General features: G+C 39.5%; 18 protein-coding genes and 1 tRNA gene. 4 read left to right on the top strand and 15 right to left on the bottom strand.

Annotated elements, in window-relative coordinates:
• Positions 1–37 precede the first annotated feature (37 nt).
• Together AC07M3_RS12150 and AC07M3_RS12145 are read left to right on the top strand one after the other, a co-directional pair.
• On the top strand, positions 38–754 hold the full coding sequence (locus tag AC07M3_RS12150) for an AzlC family ABC transporter permease (RefSeq protein WP_494567409.1): 717 nt from the start codon (positions 38–40) through the stop codon (positions 752–754).
• A gap of 1 nt (position 755) precedes the next feature.
• Positions 756–1,073, top strand: coding sequence for an AzlD domain-containing protein (locus AC07M3_RS12145; protein WP_005039193.1), 318 nt, complete (start codon positions 756–758; stop codon positions 1,071–1,073).
• Between the two features lie 44 nt (positions 1,074–1,117).
• Here the strand turns inward: AC07M3_RS12145 and AC07M3_RS12140 are convergent, their stop codons facing one another.
• The 11 genes from AC07M3_RS12140 to AC07M3_RS12090 all read right to left on the bottom strand — a co-directional run bounded on the left by AC07M3_RS12140 (position 1,118) and on the right by AC07M3_RS12090 (position 10,281).
• Positions 1,118–1,567 carry an Mpo1 family 2-hydroxy fatty acid dioxygenase gene (locus AC07M3_RS12140; RefSeq protein ID WP_494567408.1) on the bottom strand — a complete coding sequence of 150 codons (450 nt, stop codon included), beginning with the start codon at positions 1,565–1,567 and terminating at the stop codon, positions 1,118–1,120.
• Positions 1,568–2,138: 571 nt separating this feature from the next.
• Entirely contained in the window at positions 2,139–2,750 is a 612-nt protein-coding gene (locus AC07M3_RS12135; protein WP_045430069.1) for a septal ring lytic transglycosylase RlpA family protein, read from the bottom strand.
• A gap of 289 nt (positions 2,751–3,039) precedes the next feature.
• Positions 3,040–4,041, bottom strand: coding sequence for a lytic murein transglycosylase B (gene mltB, locus AC07M3_RS12130; protein WP_092706268.1), 1,002 nt, complete (start codon positions 4,039–4,041; stop codon positions 3,040–3,042).
• Positions 4,042–4,060: 19 nt separating this feature from the next.
• The gene (rodA, locus tag AC07M3_RS12125) at positions 4,061–5,203 is read right to left on the bottom strand and encodes a rod shape-determining protein RodA (RefSeq protein WP_494567407.1); all 1,143 of its coding nucleotides are present in this window, start codon (positions 5,201–5,203) and stop codon (positions 4,061–4,063) included.
• Positions 5,204–5,330: 127 nt separating this feature from the next.
• On the bottom strand, positions 5,331–5,981 hold the full coding sequence (locus AC07M3_RS12120; protein WP_133747034.1) for a hypothetical protein: 651 nt from the start codon (positions 5,979–5,981) through the stop codon (positions 5,331–5,333).
• A gap of 23 nt (positions 5,982–6,004) precedes the next feature.
• Complete coding sequence (gene queF / locus AC07M3_RS12115; RefSeq protein WP_494567406.1) at positions 6,005–6,817, bottom strand: NADPH-dependent 7-cyano-7-deazaguanine reductase QueF; 813 nt, start codon at positions 6,815–6,817, stop codon at positions 6,005–6,007.
• The gene (locus tag AC07M3_RS12110) at positions 6,814–7,587 is read right to left on the bottom strand and encodes an ABC transporter permease (RefSeq protein ID WP_016137528.1); all 774 of its coding nucleotides are present in this window, start codon (positions 7,585–7,587) and stop codon (positions 6,814–6,816) included. The genes queF and AC07M3_RS12110 overlap by 4 nt, the downstream gene beginning before the upstream one ends.
• Positions 7,584–8,519 carry an ABC transporter ATP-binding protein gene (locus AC07M3_RS12105; RefSeq protein ID WP_003650650.1) on the bottom strand — a complete coding sequence of 312 codons (936 nt, stop codon included), beginning with the start codon at positions 8,517–8,519 and terminating at the stop codon, positions 7,584–7,586. Before AC07M3_RS12105 ends, AC07M3_RS12110 begins: the two co-directional genes overlap by 4 nt.
• A 116-nt stretch (positions 8,520–8,635) precedes the next feature.
• Positions 8,636–8,712 (bottom strand) — tRNA-Arg (locus AC07M3_RS12100).
• A gap of 101 nt (positions 8,713–8,813) precedes the next feature.
• Positions 8,814–9,446 carry a hypothetical protein gene (locus tag AC07M3_RS12095; protein ID WP_494567405.1) on the bottom strand — a complete coding sequence of 211 codons (633 nt, stop codon included), beginning with the start codon at positions 9,444–9,446 and terminating at the stop codon, positions 8,814–8,816.
• A gap of 148 nt (positions 9,447–9,594) precedes the next feature.
• Positions 9,595–10,281, bottom strand: coding sequence for a 3'-5' exonuclease (locus AC07M3_RS12090; RefSeq protein WP_004643492.1), 687 nt, complete (start codon positions 10,279–10,281; stop codon positions 9,595–9,597).
• A 248-nt stretch (positions 10,282–10,529) separates the two neighbouring features.
• Here AC07M3_RS12090 and AC07M3_RS12085 point away from each other — a divergent pair, with 248 nt between their 5' ends.
• Positions 10,530–11,759, top strand: a complete 1,230-nt coding sequence (locus AC07M3_RS12085) for an alpha/beta hydrolase (RefSeq protein ID WP_494567404.1) — start codon at positions 10,530–10,532, stop codon at positions 11,757–11,759.
• A 59-nt stretch (positions 11,760–11,818) separates the two neighbouring features.
• On the opposite strand, the gene AC07M3_RS12080 is transcribed toward AC07M3_RS12085, so the two are convergent.
• Positions 11,819–12,649, bottom strand: coding sequence for a DUF695 domain-containing protein (locus AC07M3_RS12080; protein WP_494567403.1), 831 nt, complete (start codon positions 12,647–12,649; stop codon positions 11,819–11,821).
• 159 nt (positions 12,650–12,808) lie between these two features.
• Between AC07M3_RS12080 and glyA the strand changes: the two genes are divergently transcribed.
• Positions 12,809–14,062 (top strand): serine hydroxymethyltransferase, encoded by a 1,254-nt coding sequence (gene glyA / locus AC07M3_RS12075; RefSeq protein ID WP_003650657.1) that lies wholly within the window; start codon positions 12,809–12,811, stop codon positions 14,060–14,062.
• 62 nt (positions 14,063–14,124) lie between these two features.
• On the opposite strand, the gene AC07M3_RS12070 is transcribed toward glyA, so the two are convergent.
• The 3 genes from AC07M3_RS12070 to AC07M3_RS12060 are packed head-to-tail and all read right to left on the bottom strand — an operon-like array spanning position 14,125 to position 20,019.
• Positions 14,125–15,600, bottom strand: coding sequence for an efflux transporter outer membrane subunit (locus tag AC07M3_RS12070; protein WP_494567402.1), 1,476 nt, complete (start codon positions 15,598–15,600; stop codon positions 14,125–14,127).
• 12 nt (positions 15,601–15,612) lie between these two features.
• Positions 15,613–18,792: a multidrug efflux RND transporter permease subunit AdeG gene (adeG, locus tag AC07M3_RS12065; RefSeq protein WP_080027504.1), complete on the bottom strand. Its 3,180-nt coding sequence runs from the start codon at positions 18,790–18,792 to the stop codon at positions 15,613–15,615.
• A 6-nt stretch (positions 18,793–18,798) separates the two neighbouring features.
• Positions 18,799–20,019, bottom strand: coding sequence for an efflux RND transporter periplasmic adaptor subunit (locus tag AC07M3_RS12060; RefSeq protein ID WP_494567401.1), 1,221 nt, complete (start codon positions 20,017–20,019; stop codon positions 18,799–18,801).
• Between the last annotated feature and the right edge of the window lie 36 nt (positions 20,020–20,055).

Here is a 20,055-nt window from a genome sequence, read left to right as displayed (position 1 = left end):
CATGTTATAGAGATGCTTCTTATATTGGATTCTATATATGAATATTCAGCTTAATCAGTCGGTTGAGTTTTCAAAAAATAAGCCATCCTATGTTTTTTTACGCGGTGCAATGGATATTTTACCGTTGTCAATTTCTGTCATTCCATGGGCAATTTTAGCAGGCTCTATGGCAATTCATGCAGGTTTATCTTTTTATAAGGCACTTGCGATGTCAGGAATTGTCTTTGCTGGAGCAGCGCAATTAGTTAGCTTGAGCATGGTTATGGAGGGTGCATCCACTTTTACTATTTATGTGACGATTTTCTTTTTAACGGCTCAGCATTTTATTTATGCATTAACTTTAAGAAATGACATTTCTATTTTGCCTCTTTCGAAGCGATTAAGTTTGGGCTTTTTATTAACAGATGAATTATTTGCGGTATGTGCATCCAGTGAAAAAAGGCAGCCAGAATATTTGTTGGGTGCAGGCCTATCTTTTTATTTATTCTGGGTAGTGTTTAGCTTGGTAGGAATACTTTTAGCAACAGTGATTCCTGATTTATTAAATTATCATTTAGATTTTTCAATTGTGGCTATTTTTGTTGCCATGATCGTACCGTTATGTAAGGGGTTGCCTGTACTTGCTGGTGTGCTAATGACCTGTTTTAGCGGATTTTTCTTTAAATTTTATCAGGTTGAAGGGGCGATTTTAGTTTCAGGATTACTAGGGATGTTGGTTGCTGTGTTAACTGAAAAAATAGAGAAGGAGCGATAATATGTCTTGGTTCATGATTTTAGGCTTGGCAGCAATCGTCTTTTTTAATCGTTATTATTTTTTAGAGCCTAACGTTAAAATTAAACTGCCTCTTATTATGAATAAGATGCTTAATTATTCTGCTCCCTGTTTATTAACAGCAATTTGTATTCCGATTGTTTTTTTTGATGGCGATAATTTAAAAGGAGTTTTAGATAATTCTTATATTTATGCAGCAATCTTTTGTATTGTGATTTCCATTTATCTAAAAAGAGTGCTTTTAAGTGTTATCGCTAGTTTAGTTTTTTTCTATTTTATAAATTTTCTAATAAATCAGTAAAATGTAAAAAGCTGAATCGAGATGATCCAGCTTTAATTTAATCATTAGGAAAGAGCGTGTTTTTGTCTGCTTTTCCATTTAGGTAAGATTTTTCCTAGATAGGCATCCATGCACCAAACTGGTCCAATCAGTAGAAATTGTAAATCTTTAAAGAAAGATGGCTTTTTGCCCTCGATTTTATGGCCATAAAACTGTCCGACCCAAGCAACTACAAAAATAGCGATATAAAATCCTATTCCTACAGGTAGGGTGTAAATAAGCCACGCCATAACCACCAGTAAAGCAGCCATTGCAACAGCAAGTACAAGATCTAAACGTGCATAAAATACGAGAGTCAGTACAAGTAATAGGGCTGTGAGTAAAGCGCTGAAATGGGCAATGATTCCAATAATAGAAAATAAAATAGCAGGAACGCAGAGCCAGTGAATTTGCTTGTTTGTTGGGTTTTGATGGCTTTCGCTATATTCATCAAACCATTCTGTAATGGATTTCATTAATGGCACACTCCTTGTTTTAGCTTTGATTTATTTTTTCTGAGTATATTTTATCCTGTTCTTAAGGTGAGCGACAAGAAACCGGTATTATTCAACTATAGGAACTTGGCAATAAAGATTTAAAAAAGAACATGAGAAAAACGTAATGTCTGGGTGATAGAAAAAGTACTCAATGTAACCTTGAGAATGATGCAATATTTCAGAATATTTTTTATAGGTTGCTAGATGATGAAATCATCAAAAAAAGTGTGATTTTGAGATAGGTGGGAAAATTGCATGAAAAAGCTCTACTTATCTGCTCTAAAAACGCCATAATTAGCCTTAATTTTATAAAAATGGTACTAGGGTAGCGGAAATTTAATAAAGTCACTCTAAACGCAATTTAGAAGCAAAATAAGCTTGGATAAGATAAACGTACTTTTTTGTGTAAAAAATATTCAAATTTAAGGGTGGAGAAGGGCTAAAAAAGATAATTTTTTAAACCTAAGTTAGAAATTATTTTTATAGTTTAAAACATAAAAAAGCCGCAGAAAAAATTGCGGCTTTTTACATGAACTCTAGAGGCTATAACTTATGAAGTAGGACCATCAACACGTTCAATATTTACTTTTGCAGTTCCAGCATTGGTAATGCCAAGACGTTTAGCTGCACCGTATGATAGGTCAAGTACACGATTGCCATGGAAAGGACCACGATCATTTACTTTTACAACCACACTTTTACCATTGTCTTTGTTGGTTACTCGGATGTAACAGTTTAATGGTAAGCTACGGTGAGCAGCAGTGAGAGCATTCATATCGAATGTTTCACCATTTGCTGTTTTACGACCATGGAATTGACGACCATACCATGAAGCCATGCCAGTTTGGCTAAACTTACGAACAGTGTTTGAAGCTACTGTGTTAAGTTTTTCAATCACTGAAGGCTCATCTTCAGGGATTTCAATTTTTGCTGCGATCGCTTGACGACGAATTTGGTCGCCAGAACGTTCAGTGATTGAAAGACTGTTAATGTTAGAAAAACGAGAATTAAAATTTTGAGTATCTTTACTCAATACACGAGCTGCTAAATTAGAGCCATCTACATCATTATTTAATGATGAAGATTGCACCATTTCAGCGTGCAATGGGGCCATACTTAAACTAGCCGTCAGTGCAAGAACGTATTTCAGCGATAACTGCATTTGTATAAACTCCTGAGAACATGTACTTTTTTCTTTCAGCGATTGACTGAAATTTAAAGTGAACATGTCTGATTATTCACTTTTGCAATTGCTACATTGGGGTGGATAATATTCATCGCTTACGGAGAGTGTCTAGTCTTTAACGAGAAATCGTTACAAAAAGGGCAAAAACTTACAGTTCCGGGTTAAAAAATAATCAAAAGTGTAACAAAATATTAAATTTGTGCATATTGTGAACTATTTAACAAAAATATTTATTGACTTTTACATAACTCACAAAAAAGCTAGCCTATCGGCTAGCCACTTCTGTGCCTAATAACCATACAGCTGTAGCATACATACGACTCTTATTATAGGTCGTAATCACTTGAAAATTCGGGTAAGTTAAATAGTAAATCGGACCATTATAGTCTTGTAATTGAATAACATTCACCATATCCAGATCATCAATTTTAACTAAAGGATTTAATGGTGAAATACCTAGTGTCTTTAATGCACCATATGGAAAAGGCTGAGTTAAATCTTTAGCAATAATACTTTCCGGATTTGAGCCTGTGTAACGCGCCATAAACCCGATAGGTTGATCGCGTTGCCATCCTTGTTTTGCTAAGTAGTTTGCGATTGAACCAATTGCATCTTCCGCAGAGTTTCTTAAGTCGATATGCCCATTACCGTCATAATCGACACCATATTTACTAATATTGCTCGGCATAAACTGTGGATAGCCAATTGCACCTGCGTAGGAACCTACAATACTATTTGTTGGGTAACCTTCTTTATAAGTCCATGCAATAAGAGCAGCTAACTCATCACCAAAATATTCAGCACGGCGAGGATAGCCAAAAGCAAGTGTGGCTAAGGCATCACGTGTAATAAAAGAACCTTTATTCGCGCCATAACCTGTCTCAACACCCAAAATACCTAAAATGACTGCTTGAGATACACCGTATTGTTGTTCAGCGCGATTTAAAGCATCTGCATATTGGTTTTTAAAACGGACACCACGTTGAATTGTCCCTTCAACCAAAAACATAGAACGATAATCATACCAAGGTTTGCTTTCACCTGGACGAGTCATAATATTTAGAATGTTTGGTAAATTTTTTGCACCACTCATGGCTGCATCAACTTGATCGCCACTTAACCCATAAGCACTCATCGTTTTTTGTTTAAAATTTACATAATCAGGATGTGTTGCAAAATCGTTGGCCTGAGCGAAGTGACTTGTACTGATTAAACCAGTACACAAAGCGAGCATTTTTAAAGTTTTATTTAAGTGTTGAGACAACATATCGTTTTAAAATTCCAGATTATCGATGTGTATGAATGGACATGACTAAACCAAAGGTGGCCATTAAAGTAATAATAGCTGTTCCGCCATAACTCATAAAAGGTAAAGGAACACCTACTACAGGTAAAATACCACTGACCATTCCCGCATTTACAAATACATACACAAAAAATGACAAACCAAAGGCGCCAGCAACTAAACGTCCATAGTTATGGAAGCTTTGTAAACCGATTTGGAATGTTCTAAAAATAATAGCAAAATAAAGAATAACTAAAATAAGTACACCGATGAGCCCAAATTCTTCGGAATACGCGGCAATAATAAAGTCGGTATGACCTTCGGGTAAAAAGTGCAAATGTGATTGAGTTCCTTCAAGAAATCCTTTGCCCGAAAAACCACCAGAACCAATCGCAGTTTTAGATTGAATAATATTCCAACCTGTACCGAGTGCATCCGCCTCTGGGTCAAGCAATGTTAAAACCCTTTGGCGTTGATAGTCGTGTAAAAGAAATTCCCAAGCAATCGGAATGATGATTGCAGCACAAGCTCCTGCGGCACCGATCATACGCCATGATAGTCCACTTAAAAATAAAACAAATATGCCACTTGCTAGCACTAACACTGATGTCCCTAAATCTGGTTGTTCTGCAATTAGTAAAAAAGGAATACCAATTAACATTAAGGATAAAACAACTTGTGAAAAGCTAGGGGGAAGGGGCTTACGTGCTAAAAACCATGCAACCATCATGGGCATACCGATTTTCATGAACTCACTGGGTTGGACACTTCCGAAACCAGGAATATCAATCCAGCGCTGAGCACCCATTCGGACTTCGCCAAACACCATGACTGCCACAAGTGAAAATAAGCCAAACAAATAAAAATATGGAGAAAAAGCTTGATAGACCTTGGGCGGAATTTGGGCTAAACCAAACATAACTAAAAAGCCAATACCAAAACTCATGGCTTGTTTACTCACTAACCCTACATCCTGTGCAGAAGCACTATATAGTACGGTTAAACCTAATAGAGCATTTAAGAGCAGAAATAGGCATAACCAAGGGTCAACATGGAGTTGTTGCCACTTTGATGGTTGCATAGCGGTGCTAAGACCATCTCGAGGAGCTTGGCGTAAAAATTTATATTGTGGGCTAGGAGACATGCGGCGTTAACTAAGGTCAATCAGTGCTTGGCGCATGCTAACATAAACGTGGTGAATGGCAATGTATATCAATATTTTGCAATAAAAAAACCTAGCTCACGCTAGGTTTCCGATGGTCTATTTTTTATTAGTTAAAGAATAGACCATCATGGTATTCAGCCATCGCTTTAAGTTCAGTGCGATTTAAGCTTGGAATCAGTTTGTCGATTGCAATGTGAACAGCTTTTGTTACAGCTGCTGCACCAATATCTGCTGCTTTACGCTTGATCATACCGAGGTCTAATGTCTTGTTAAAATCAGACATGAAGTGTTTGATCATCGCATCGCCGAATTGTTTATATAATTCAGCTAAAGCAGCTTTATTAATGTCATTGCCTGCTTCAAGCTCAGTAAAGTTATGCTTAAGGTTAGTCACTAAACCTGCATCTAAATTTACGCCTATTTTATATTGGCCTTGTGGGTCTTTAAATAAGCTTTTTTCAGAAAACTCTACTGACTGTTTAACCACATCATTTGGTGCTTTGCTTAGCAATTGCTTTAAAAGAACAGCAACAGTTGATTTGACATAGCCTGCTAGTTTTTCGGCAGTATCGCGCTTTTCACTTGCAGGAAAATGCTGAACTAACTGAATTAAGACATTATCAATAATCTCTTCATTGAGTTGTAAAGCAATCTTATCGCGAAGTGGATATAAAGGTTCACTAGAATTTTTATTCGCAATTCCAGTTTGTATATCGTTCAATAAGCCTTCAGAAGGGGTAAAACCAAAAAACGGCATGGTATATCCTCAAATTATTCGTTTTATTGTCGTGCCAATCGAATCGGTTTTGGCATCCATGAAAGATCCGATACTCGGCAAGGGTTAATATCAAGTCCGCCGCGACGAGTATAAGTTGCATAAACCATCAGCTTTTCAGGCTGTAGATTTTGCCAAATATCGGCAAAGATCTGTTCGACACACTGTTCGTGAAAGCCGTTATGCTGACGGTACGAGATAATATAAGCTAAAACACTACGATAACAAGGTTTTTTGCCTTTAAAACGAATAAAAACTGTACCCCAATCCGGTTGTCCCGTGACTGGGCAGTTACTTCTTAAAAGATGAGAATACAATTCAACTTCGACTTCTTCACCAGACTCATCTAGTTTTAAAAGAGTAGCATCAGGATGTTGTTCTAAACGCTCTGGAGTGAGGTCGTCAACACAAATACCTTGAGGCTTAGAAATCTCTAAATCATCTACTTGAAATAGGGTTAATTCAACTTTTGCACCAGCCGCCACCGAGAGGTCTTTTTCAACAGTTTCAATAAATGATTGTTTAGACTCAAACTGAGTGAAGTTAAGACTATTGAAGTAAAGTTTTAATGACTTAGATTCAATCAAATTCGGTGAAGATGCAGGTAGCGTAATTCTGCCAATAGCAACTTGCGGAATACCATGAGCGTTTAACCATGAAATTTCAAAAACATGCCACCAATCTTTACCTTGTGTGATGCCTTCAATATGCGAGTAGGCTTCACGAGACTGAGCACGAGCAATTGGAAATAAAACATCAGGTTGATAATTAGTTGGATATTGGGTTTCTTTACCCAACAAAGACTGTTCGACACTCATTCACGCATTCCTGAACCACGAGCAAGTAAATAGTAAGCAATTCCGTAAAGTACAACACAGCATGATGTCACAATGATTAAAGAGAATGAAACATTCACATCACTATGACCTAAAATGCCGAAACGGAAAGCATTAACCATATAAACAATAGGGTTAATTAAAGAAAGTTTTTGCCAAAAAGGACCAAGGGAACTAATGGCATAAAACACACCACCTAAATAAGTTAAGGGTGTAAGAACAAAGGTTGGAATAATAGAAATATCATCAAATGATTTTGCATAGACTGCATTAATAAAACCACCTAATGAGAAAAGAACCGAAGTAATTAGGACTGTATATATAGTTACGAACCAGTTGTGTATGAAAAGGTCAGTAAAGAACATGCTCATTGCAGTTACAATTGTGCCAACTAATACACCACGGCAAATACCACCGATCACATAGCCCCACAAAATAATATGTAGTGGCACAGGACTCATGATGAGTTCTTCAATACTTTTTTGGAATTTTACGCTAAAGAAACTGGAAGACACGTTGGCATAACTATTAGTAATGACAGCCATCATAATTAAGCCAGGCACAATAAATTGCATATAGCTCACGCCACCCATTTGTCCAATACGTGAACCAACCAAATTACCAAAAATGACAAAGTACAAACTCATCGTAATTGCCGGTGGTAATAAGGTTTGTGGCCAAATGCGTAGAAAACGGCGTACTTCTTTACGAACTATGGTCCAGAGAGCAATTTGCAGTTGGCTAAAATTCATTTTGCCTCTCCTTCAAGATTTTTCTCGACCATTTTGACAAATAACTCTTCTAGACGGTTCGATTTATTACGCATACTGTGAACACGAATACCTTGAGATTCTAATAACTGGAATAGGTCATTCAATGTATGCGCTCTATCCATCGTGACTTCTAAAGTATTGCTATCAATTAAGTTGAACTTGACACCAATAATGTTTAACTGGAGCGGTCCAATCGGTTCGGCTAAATCGAAGATAAATGATTCTTCATTGAGCTGATTAAGGAAGCTCTTCATGCTGGTATCTTCTTTAATTACACCACGGTCAATGATCGCGATGCGACGACACAACATTTCTGCTTCTTCTAAATAGTGGGTCGTTAAAATAATAGAAGTACCGCTTTCGTTCATTTCGGTCAGAAAATCCCACATAGAACGGCGTAATTCAATATCTACACCAGCAGTAGGTTCATCTAGAATAAGAAGTTTAGGCTCATGCATCATGGCACGGGCAATCATCAGACGACGCTTCATACCGCCAGACAGCATACGTGCTTGTATATTACGTTTTTCCCACAAACCGAGTTTTTCTAAATAATGTTCGGCACGTTTTTCTGCAATCTTCTTGTGGATACCGTAATAGCCAGCTTGAGTGACTAAAATATCGAATGTTTTTTCAAACTGCCCGAAGTTAAATTCTTGAGGAACGACACCAAGCTGCTGTTTTGCCAGAGATGGATGGGTGTCGAGGTTGTGCCCAAAAATCTCAACTGTTCCTGAGGTTTTTTTTGTGAGGGAGCTGATAATACCAATGGTTGTTGATTTGCCGGCACCATTTGGGCCTAACAACGCATAAAATTCACCTTCAGGCACAGTGAGGTTAATACCTTTTAACGCCTGAAAACCATTACGATATGTTTTGGACAAATCTCTTAAAACCAAAGCATCAGTCATGAAATTCTCACATTATGAAAGAGGGGTATATTTTGAGCGATAATGATTAATAAACCAAGTAAAATAGTCGGAATTTTATAAAATTAAGATAAATTGAGAAATTATTATATAAAAGCTGGTGCGCCCGGCGGGGATCGAACCCACGACCCCAGGTTTCGGAAACCTGTACTCTATCCAACTGAGCTACGAGCGCATGTGTGGGGCACATCATAGGAAAAAAACACTTGCAGGTAAAGCACGAAATACGTGCCAAGTGATTTTAATGCTTAATTAAACAGCAAGTTGTTCAATATTTTATATGCTTTGTGAGAGAAGCTGAATTGAATAGTTAATTGTACGTAAAGCTCTTGCAAGTTCTTGAGGGGGAATGCGTGATTCTTGCAAACTGGTAATCCATTGCATTTGACATAATTTAAGCTCTTGTATTGTTGCAGTTTTCTCTATTTTTTGAACAAGCGGTTTAGTCATTAGTCCGCAATAGCTGCTAAGTGTTTTTATCATTAACTGTTGTATTTCTTCGAAAGAAAGAGCCTCAGAAGATATTACTGGTTGAAAATATGTAGTACTGGACTGATCTAAAGTTTTTTGCTCGGAAAGTTGGATTTCTCCAACAAGATGAGGGGAATGCGGTATAGAGCTAATAACAGATTCTTTTTGATTTTCTTCTATTTTATTTATTGGTGATGTTTTAAAAATAATTTCTTCATTAGTAGATGTTTCGGTAGAGGCAATTGGGGCAATAAGTTCTAAGTCCATAAGCTGTTGAATCAGCTCTGGAGAAGCAATACGTTTTTTAAATTCACCATTTAAGTTTTGAAAATCTTCATGGTCTATTAAGAGTAATAAACGTCTTTGTTTTGCATTTAAAACAATATTGCGTTGTTGAAGCGCAACTCTTCCCAAATTGGTTCTATAAAAACCAGCCATTACTTTTCCCCAATATAAAAAATAAATCAGACTGTTCAATCTTGTGAGTTGAACAGTACTGTTTTTAATAAAATATAAATGGGGTTAATAATAAAACTTAAAAATGACAATATGATGAATAATCTATAAATATCATTTGGTTAAAATCTTAAAAGGCACTTTCTAATGCTTTTCGAAGATAGACATCAAGCTCATCTTGGCGTAATAACCATTGAATATAGTCTTTAGGAAGTTCAGCAATTGCTGTGCCTTTATGCTTACCAAAGTTAACAGTAGTGGGGATACGTGCTTCTTCAGAAACTCGGTAGAGCTCTTCAATATCTTGAATATTTAGATGATAGACAATATGCATCAAAATATTAGCAGTCAAAATAATATCGGCATCAGCACGGTGAGCACCTTTAAGCATTTCTCGAGCTTTACTGCTGCCTTGAGAAATCATATAGATCAGTGCTGAGATATTATGAGCCTCTGCATCTGCCCAAACTTTACGTGCTAAAGCTAAAGTACAAATCGGTTTAATATTCGATACATCAACACCACAACGAGCAATCGCGGCAATATCGTAATCAATATTGTGGCCAATAATATAAGTTGTGGTCTCTGGCAATTTAAAGGTTTTATAGTGAGGCTGGTTTTCTAAATCTGTTTCTAATATGTGGTGTACTGCCATTGCAGCATAAGAGATAGGCGCACCCACTTGATATAACTGATCAAACAATTTGCTTTTATCTAAGGTCAGTTTACCTTCATTAAGTTCGATTGGAGCATACGCAATTTCAATAGGCAAACCATTTAGTGTATGAGTTTCTGTATCTAAAATAATGGCTTGCATATCTGGCCCTTTAAATAATTTACGAGTAGCTATGAATGGTAACAGTTGGCTATTCACTTTAAAACATGAAGTGCAACTAGAAAGTGATGAGAATGACAATTTATATTAAAAATAGAGTCTTTCATGGATTAATTTCATCAAATAGAACTTGCGAAAAATAAAGATTAGGCGTAATTATTTTTAAGGCATTGGAAAATGTTGATTAAAAAACTAAAGCACAACAAAAATGGAATTTAAGGGATATATCAATGAAAATAAAACTATTAATGACCAGCGTTCTTAGCACAAGTTTATTTTTAGTGGCTTGTGGTGGAAGCAGTAGCGATGATGACACGCCGATTGTTGATCCATCAGGGACTCCTGTCAATAACATTCAAAATCCAGTTGTTAAAGTTGATGCCTATACAAGTACCAACTTGGGAACAGTAGCTGCAGAAAGTAGCATTTTAACTTATAAAATGTTGGGCCAAAGTGGGCAAGAGGTGCAGGCAACCAGTTTGGTATTCACACCAAATACACCGCCACCAGCAGGCGGTTGGCCAATTGTAGTTTGGGCACATGGGACAACCGGTGTAGCAGATGCTTGTGCACCAAGTAAAGCAGCTTTAGCAGATAGTACAAAAGATTTAATTAGTAAGTTACTTGCAGCGGGTTATGTTGTTGTCGCACCTGACTATGAAGGGTTAGGTACCCCAGGCATACATCCTTTTTTAAATGTTAAAAGTGAGGCCTTTTCAATTACGGATGCTGTAGTTGCAACGCGTAACTATTTATCACAGCGTAATTTATTAACTTCAAAAAAATGGCTTACAGTTGGGCATTCACAAGGGGGACATGCTGCGTTGAGTGCTGCACAATATGCGAGTCGTGCGCAGCTAGACTATAAAGGTACGGTAGCGGTAGCACCAGCTTCTAATTTAGGTTTTATTTTAATTGCGGGTGAACAAGCTGTTGCAAATGAGACCTTGGATAAAAAGATCCCAATGTATGCACAGCTTGATACATATACAGCTTTAGTTACAGCTGGCATTCGAAATACACAGCCAAGCTTTAATTATTCGCAGGTATTTACTTCACAAACAGCAAGTACTGCGCAGCAGGCAGAAACGATTTGTGCAGGGCCATTAGCGCAGGCTTTTGTAGCTAATATGCAAACATATGCTGGGACTCATGGTGGAACATTGGATGGTTATACACGTACACAAACTAACTTTATGGGTGTTCCAATTGTTAAAACCTTTTTAGATAAAGATTCACAGCCACTACAAGTAAAAGTCACTACACCGATTATTATTTATCAAGGAGTGGGTGATACGACAGTTCCTAAAGTTGCAACGGATATCTTGATATCTAATGCCACAGTAGTAGGTACTAAAATTAATAGTTATGTGACTGGTAACTGGGACCATGGTACGGTCATGAGTACTAATGTAGACAACATCGTTGGAAATGTTCAGAATTTATTGACAGCTCAATAATTAAGAAATAGAGCGGAGCCCAGAGTGCACTTTGAATGGGTGGACTTTGGGCTTTTAAGCTAATTCCTAATTACTTGAGTTTCCCAGCCATCATATTCAGCATTAGATTGTTGGGCTAATTCTAGGAGTTGCAAGGTGCACGCATCTATAGCTTGATGATGGACATGATCAATTCTCGAAATTTGTAATTGATAGGGTGAATCTTCTCGTTCCTTAACTTTATTTTGTTGAATAATTTCAAAACCTAACGGGTCAATCATTTTTAGAAATATTGCTCTATCATTTTTATTTTTGAAGTAAATCCAATGATGCACAGGGCGGGCGATTTCAAGTGAATCCCCTTGTTTTTGAAGGTTCTCAATTACAGAGTTATTAGCAATAGTTTGTATGATTTCTTGACTTGGGTACATATAATCAAAATAAGTTGACCAGCTTGGATCAACTTTTTGACCAAAGCGATAATTATAGTTTGGATAAGATTGCATGACTTGATTAATGATGTGATTTATATCTATTCCTTCTTCGCAATAAAAATAAAAATCTCTTAAGTGATTATGAGTTAGACGTCCAACATACAGGATAGGAAGCGCAGTTGTGAGTGCTGGAATGATTTGATCTTCAATTTGAATAAGATGATTAAACTCTTCGCTAGAAGATAAACCATCCTCTCTTGATTGATTCATCTGTATTTCAAACCAAAGCAATGTTGGTCGATATGTTAGAGGAGCAATTTTAGCTAAAGCCAGATTTAGAAAGTAGCTTGCAGGTTGTTCATCTATTTGACACATATAACAATTCCAATCCTCGGGAATTACTAAAGCATGATCGGCTGGTTGAAAATTAGTTGTATGAGTCTTTTTTTTTGACCAAAATTTATCTAGTAATCCCATTTAGATTTCCTTTTTATCTAACTTTATAGCATAACCAGTAAAATGGGGGAAATTCATGGATAATTAAGTAAATATCAATCTGTGCAAGGACAAACTTCGTGTTACAATATGCACCAATCTTAGCACGGCTTAAAAGCCCTACTTATAGGACCCCCGCTAATGTTTGCCAATATTTCCATTTCTGAATTTGATCCAGAATTAGCTCAAGCAATTGCTTCTGAAGGTGAGCGTCAAGAAGCACATATCGAGTTAATTGCATCTGAAAACTATTGCTCTCCTGCTGTGATGGAAGCGCAAGGATCAAAACTTACGAACAAATATGCAGAAGGTTATCCAGGTAAACGCTATTATGGTGGTTGCGAGTATGTGGATATCATCGAGCAAATGGCGATTGATCGTGCTAAAGAACTTTTTGGTGCAGATTACGCAAACGTTCAACCACACGCTGGTTCACAAGCTAACTCTGCTGTTTATCTAGCGCTTCTTAACCCAGGCGATACTGTTTTAGGTATGAGCTTGGCTCACGGTGGTCACTTGACTCACGGTGCAAAAGTAAGCTTCTCTGGTAAAACTTATAATGCAGTTCAATACGGTCTAAACTCTGAAACAGGTGAGATCGATTACGAAGAAGTTGAACGTTTAGCATTAGAGCACAAGCCACGTATGATCGTTGCTGGTTTCTCTGCTTATAGCCGTGTTGTAGATTGGCAACGTTTCCGTGACATCGCGGACAAAGTTGGCGCTTACCTTTTTGTTGATATGGCTCATGTTGCAGGTTTAGTTGCTGCGGGTGTATATCCAAACCCAGTTCAAATTGCTGACGTAACCACAACTACGACTCACAAAACGCTTCGTGGTCCACGTTCTGGTTTAATCCTTGCGAAAGCGAATGAAGAAATCGAGAAAAAACTTCAATCAGCTGTATTCCCTGGTAACCAAGGTGGTCCATTGATGCATGCGATTGCTGCTAAAGCGATCTGCTTCAAAGAAGCAATGTCTGATGACTTCAAAGCTTACCAACAACAAGTTGTGAAAAATGCTCAAGCTATGGCTGAAGTGTTAATCGCTCGTGGTTATGACGTTGTTTCTGGTGGTACTGACAACCATTTATTCTTGTTATCTTTAATTAAACAAGACGTAACTGGTAAAGAAGCAGATGCTTGGTTAGGTGCTGCTCACATTACTGTTAATAAAAACTCAGTTCCAAATGATCCACGCTCTCCATTTGTGACTTCTGGTATCCGTATCGGTACTCCAGCAGTAACAACTCGTGGTTTCGGTGAAGCTGAAGTACGTGAACTTGCTGGTTGGATCGCTGATGTGATTGACAGCAAAGGTGACGAAAAAGTTATTGCTGACGTAAAAGCGAAAGTTGAAACTGTTTGTGCAAAATTCCCTGTATACGCACAATAAGTTGTAGATATAAAAAAAGCGCCATATGGCGCTTTTTTTATATCTAGTTAATTACGTAAGAATTAACTTTTAGTTTTTACCGATGACTCTGCATCGTGCCATCCACCACCTAATGCCCGAATTAAATCTACACTAGCCATCATTCTGCTACCATTAAGCTGTGCGGAAAGTTGCTCTTGTTGCAAAATAGTACGGTCAGAATCAATTACATCAAGATAGCTAATAGCACCTTCTCGATAACGTAGATGAGAAAGCTGATTTGCGTGACGAGAAGAGGAGAGTGCTTGGTTTTGAGCTTGAATTTGCTGATCGAGAATTCTTTGATCAGATAAACCATTTTCAACTTCGCGAAATGCATTCAGTACAGTTTGGCGATAATTCGCAACGCTTTCTTCATAGGATGCTCGCGCTTGAGCAACTCCAGCTTTACGTTGCCCACCATCAAATAAGGGCAAAGATAAAATAGTGCCTGCGACTGGCCCAAGCAAGAATGTGCGGCTCGACCATTTACCTAAATCACCTAAAGTTGATGATTCATAACCGAGTGCACCTGTTAGGTCTAGTTTTGGAAAAAAAGCAGCGCGTGCAATTCCAATACGCGCATTATCTGCTGCCATAGCACGTTCAGCAGCAGCAATGTCAGGCCGTCTTTCAAGCAAAGTTGAAGGTAGACCTGCTGGAAGGCGAATGCTGTTTGTTGTTAATGGTTGAGCTGCTAGATTGAAGTCAGCTGGCGTTTTTCCAAGTAAAACCGCAAGTGCATGTTCCGCAGTTGCTCGGTTACGGGTAATCGTTAGTGCATTGGTTTGGGCTGTAGCCAGTTCAGTCTGTGCGCGAGAAACATCTAATTCACTGACTAAACCATTGCGAAATCGAGTTTGAATTAGATCTCGAGTCTCACCAAGTAACTTAATAGTGCGATTATAAATTACTTGTTCAGCATCAAGCTGGCGAATTAGAAAATAGCCTTGAGCAACATCCGCTTGTAAGGCTAAAAGTGCCGACTGGTATAACGCTTCTTGTTGCTGTACATCAGCTGTTGCTGCATTGACACTACTAGCAATACGATCAAATAAATCGAGCTCATATGAAACACTAGCTTGAGCACGCCATAAAGTTTGTGCAGATGTATGCGCATTATCATCTAAACCCAGTGAAGCGGGAGATGGTTTTTGGCGAGTTGGGCCAAAGCCAGCACCAATACTTGGTAAGCGTTCCGCTTGCGCTGTTGAACGTAATGCACGTGAAGCCTGAATATTGGCAGCCACCGCTTTAAGGTTTTGGTTGCCAGCAATTGCTTGTTGCTCTAGTTCGTTTAACAGTGGGTCATTAAAAACACGCCACCATTCGCCACGAGATTGTGCATCGGCAGGTTGAGCAATTTTCCAGTTGCTATCTTCAAGTTTAGGGTCTGACTCTTTAAATTTAACAGGAACTATGACCTTTGCAGGTTGATATTCCGGCGCCAATGAGCAGCCTGCAAGGAGCAGGCTTCCCATGAGTGAGGACACTAACCATTTTTGTTTCAATGCTGGCATGAAATGTCCTCCTTAGTGATCATGTGGGTTAGCTAATGGCGCTTCATGAACGGCTGCCGAATGCAGTTTATGTTTGCTGTTGAGTGTACGAATCAGGACATAAAAGGCAGGGGTGAGGAATAAACCAAACAACGTTACTCCGATCATGCCAAAGAACACGGCAATACCCATGGCATGACGCATTTCAGAACCTGCACCTGTTGAGGTAACCAGTGGTACTACACCCATAATAAATGCAATTGACGTCATTAAAATTGGGCGTAAACGCAGACGACTTGCTTCAACTGCGGCATTAAATGCAGTTGCGCCTTGCATTTCAAGTTCCCTTGCAAATTCGACAATCAAAATGGCATTTTTACAGGCCAGCCCGACCAGTACCATCAGACCAATTTGGGTAAAGATGTTGTTATCTCCACCAGTAAGCCAAACACCGGTTAGAGCCGCTAAGATTCCCATTGGCACAATCAGAATTACAGCTAAAGGTAAAGTTAGACTTTCATATTGAGCGGCTAAAACTAAGAACACCAGTAATACACTGATCGGGAAAACCCACAGTCCTGCATTACCAGCCAAGATTTTTTGGTAGGTTAAATCAGTCCATTCAAACTTAATGCCGCGTGGTAAGGTTTGAGCAGCAATGCGTTCAACAGCAGCTTCAGCTTGGCTAGATGAATAGCCCGGTGCAGGGCCGCCGTTAATGTCCGCTGAGGTATAGCCGTTATAACGCACCACCATTTCTGGACCATAAGTTTGAGTCACGTTCACCAATGAAGATAAAGGCACCATTTGTCCGGCACTGTTGCGGGTTTTAAGCTGCAAAATATCTTCAGGGTTAGCACGAAAAGGAGCATCGGCTTGCGCTCGAACCTGATAAACACGACCAAAGCGGTTAAAGTCGTTAACGTACTGAGAACCTAAATAAATCTGCATGGTGTTGAACACATCGGTTACAGCCACACCTTGCTGCTTGGCTTTTACACGGTCCAGATCTACGTTCAGTTGAGGTACATTAATTTGATAACTTGAGAACATTGGACCAAGTTCAGGGGCTGATTGTGCCGCTTTCATAAAGTTTTGTGCAGCATCATTCAGTGCCGAATAGCCTAAGGCACCTCGGTCTTCAAGTTGGAGTTTAAAGCCGCCCATCGTACCTAAGCCCATCACTGGTGGTGGTGGGAAAACTGCAATATAAGCATCTTGAATTGCTGAGTATTTCTGGTTGAGAGCACCTGCAATTGCATTTGCAGATAAGTCTTTGGCCTTACGCTCATCGAATGGTTTTAACGTCACAAAGACAATACCGGCGCTTGAGCTGTTGGTAAAACCGTTAATGGAGAGGCCAGGGAAGGCAACAGCACTTTCTACCCCGGGTTGTTTGAGTGCGGTATCACTCATTTTACGAATGACTGCTTCAGTACGATCTAATGAAGCGCCGTTTGGTAATTGAGCAAAGCTAATTAAATATTGTTTGTCTTGGGCAGGAACGAAGCCACCCGGAACAATATAAGAAATACCAACGGTTAAGCCGAGAAGTGCTGCATAGACACCCATTGCCGATGCTTTATGAGATATGACACGACTTACGCCTTTACCATAGTTGTCTGACGCACGTGTAAATACGCGGTTAAACAGCGCAAAGAAACGTCCAAATATGCGGTTCATAATGCGTGTTAATGCATCAGGTTTAGCGTCATGTCCTTTCAGTAACATGGCAGCTAAAGCAGGAGAGAGAGTAAGAGAGTTAAATGCCGAAATGACAGTTGAAATGGCGATCGTCATGGCAAATTGTTTATAAAATTGCCCTGTTAAACCCGTCATAAAGGCTAGCGGTACGAATACTGCAACGAGGGTTAAGGCAATGGCAATAATTGGACCACTCACTTCTCGCATGGCGCGATAAGTTGCATCTCTTGGGCTTAAACCTGCTTCAATATTCCTCTCGACATTTTCGACGACGACAATCGCGTCATCGACTACAATGCCGATGGCAAGTACCATCCCGAATAGCGATAGCGCATTGATGGAATACCCAAAGGCAAGCATAAGTGCAAATGTACCAATAATAGAAACTGGTACCGCAAGCAATGGAATAATCGACGCGCGCCATGTTTGTAAGAATAAAATAACAACCACAACAACCAGTGCAATTGCTTCAAGCAAGGTATGAACGACTGCTTTAATACTAGAGCGTACGAATTGAGTTGGGTCGTAAACAATGTCGTATTTAATTGAAGATGGGAAATCTTTTGAAAGCTCCTTCATCGTGCTACGCACTTGATCGGAAACTTGCAAAGCATTGGCACCCGGAGCTTGGAAAATTGGAATAGCAACTGCTTGTTTATTATCAAGCAATGAACGCAAGCCATATTGTGAGGCTGCAAGTTCAACACGGGCAACATCACCCAATCGGGTAACCGCGCCATCGGGTGCAGTTTTTAAAATAATGTCTGCAAATTCTTGCTCAGTCGTTAAGCGACCTTGAGCATTCACTGAAAGTTGTACAGGTGAATTAGTTGGTGACGCACCAATTGTACCTGCCGCAACCTGAATATTTTGTTCACGGATTGCATTCACAATTTCAGTTGCTGTGAGATTACGTTGCGCTACTTTTTGTGGGTCGAGCCACACACGCATAGCGTAGTCACCAGAACCAAATAAACCGACTTCACCTACACCTTGTAAGCGTGCCAAACGATCTTTTACGTTCAGTACAGCGTAGTTACGTAAGTAAGTCATGTCGTAGCGGTTATCTGGTGAAGTCAGATGTACAACCATGGTTAAAGTGGGAGAGCTTTTTAACGTGGTGACACCTAAACGCTGTACATCTTCTGGTAAACGAGGCATTGCCTGAGACACACGGTTTTGAACCAACTGTTGAGCTTTATCTGGGTCAATACCGAGTTTGAAGTTCACGGTAATGGTTAAGTTACCGTCGCTGTTTGCTTGAGATTGCATATACAGCATGTCTTCTACGCCATTAATCGATTCTTCAAGCGGAGAGGCAACAGTTTCGGCAATTACTTTCGGGTTTGCACCCGGATATTGAGCACGTACCACCACAGATGGCGGTACAACTTCTGGATATTCGGAAATCGGTAACTGGAATACCGAAAGTAGACCAGCAAGTAAAATTAATACTGATAGCACACCAGCAAAGATCGGCCGATCAATAAAAAATTTGGAAATATTCATATGCGATTAACCTTTTGCCGGAGTTGATGTTTTTTCTGTTGGCTGAGGTTGAGGCGTGTTAGTACTTGCAGTGATTTGTGCATTCGGCATAGGGACGAGGTGTGGCGTAACAGGGTCACCCGGACGAATGCGCTGTAAGCCATTTACCACAATACGGTCGCCCGCTTGTAATCCGCTATTCACGATTTGCAAGCCATCTTGTTGTGCCCCAATTTTTATTTCGCGGTAAGCAGTCTGATTTTTAGCATCGACAACAACAACAAAGCGTTTATCTTGATCGACTCCAATGGCTGTTGGGCTAATGAGAATGGCTGAACGTGGTTGGCCACCACCCAGACGGATCCGAGCATATAAACCCGGTAATAAAACCCCATTTGGATTATCGAAAGTCGCACGAACACGAATCGTACCGGAGGTTGTGTCTAGGTTATTGTCGATTGAGTTGATAGTCCCTTCACGCGAGAAACCACTTTCATTGGCAAGTCCCATATAGACAGGAACTTGTGCAGAATTACGTTGGTTACTGATGTATTTGAGATAAGTTTGTTCATCAACATCAAAAGATGCATAGAGACGGGATACTGACACTAAACTCGTTAAAACTTGTGCTCCGTTACCCGCAGAAACCACATTACCCACGGTCACTTCAGCACGAGAAATTCTGCCGTTAACTGGTGCAGTAATACGGGTATATTCCAGATTTAAGCGTGCAGATTGAACGGCTGCTCTGGCTGCCTGTAGGTTGGCACTAGCTGAGCGTGCATTATTTTCTGCCAGATCAAGTTCTTGGCGTGATACAGCATTACTTTGAATTAGACGTTGAATACGGGAAAGATTGCTTGTTGTATAGGTGACTTGTGCTTCAGCTGAAGCGAGTTGAGCTTTGGCACGATTAAGTTCAGCTTCAAATGGGCGAGGGTCAATCGTAAAAAGCAAATCACCTTTTTGAATTAGACTGCCATCTTTAAAATGAACGGCAATGAGTTTGCCGGAAACCTGAGGCCGGATATCGACTTGATCAATCGCTTCTAGGCGACCGGAATATTCTTGCCAATCGGTAATGGTTTTACTAACAACAGGTGATACATCAACAGTGGCAGTTTGTTGGGCTGCGGCTGGTGCAGCTTTTGCATCGGCATTTTCATGTAAAAATATAAAACTACCGCCTGTTGCTAAGAGAGCAACAAGAACGGCAGACAGTGCGAACTGTTTGCGTGATAATGACATGGGGTGCTCCTACGAATTTGGATACCTGTTTTCAGA

The organism is Acinetobacter sp. GW821-FHT09D10 (assembly GCF_059416285.1).
The sequence above is the reverse complement of the archived record's forward strand: the minus strand, read 5'-3'. Positions and strand labels throughout refer to the sequence as shown.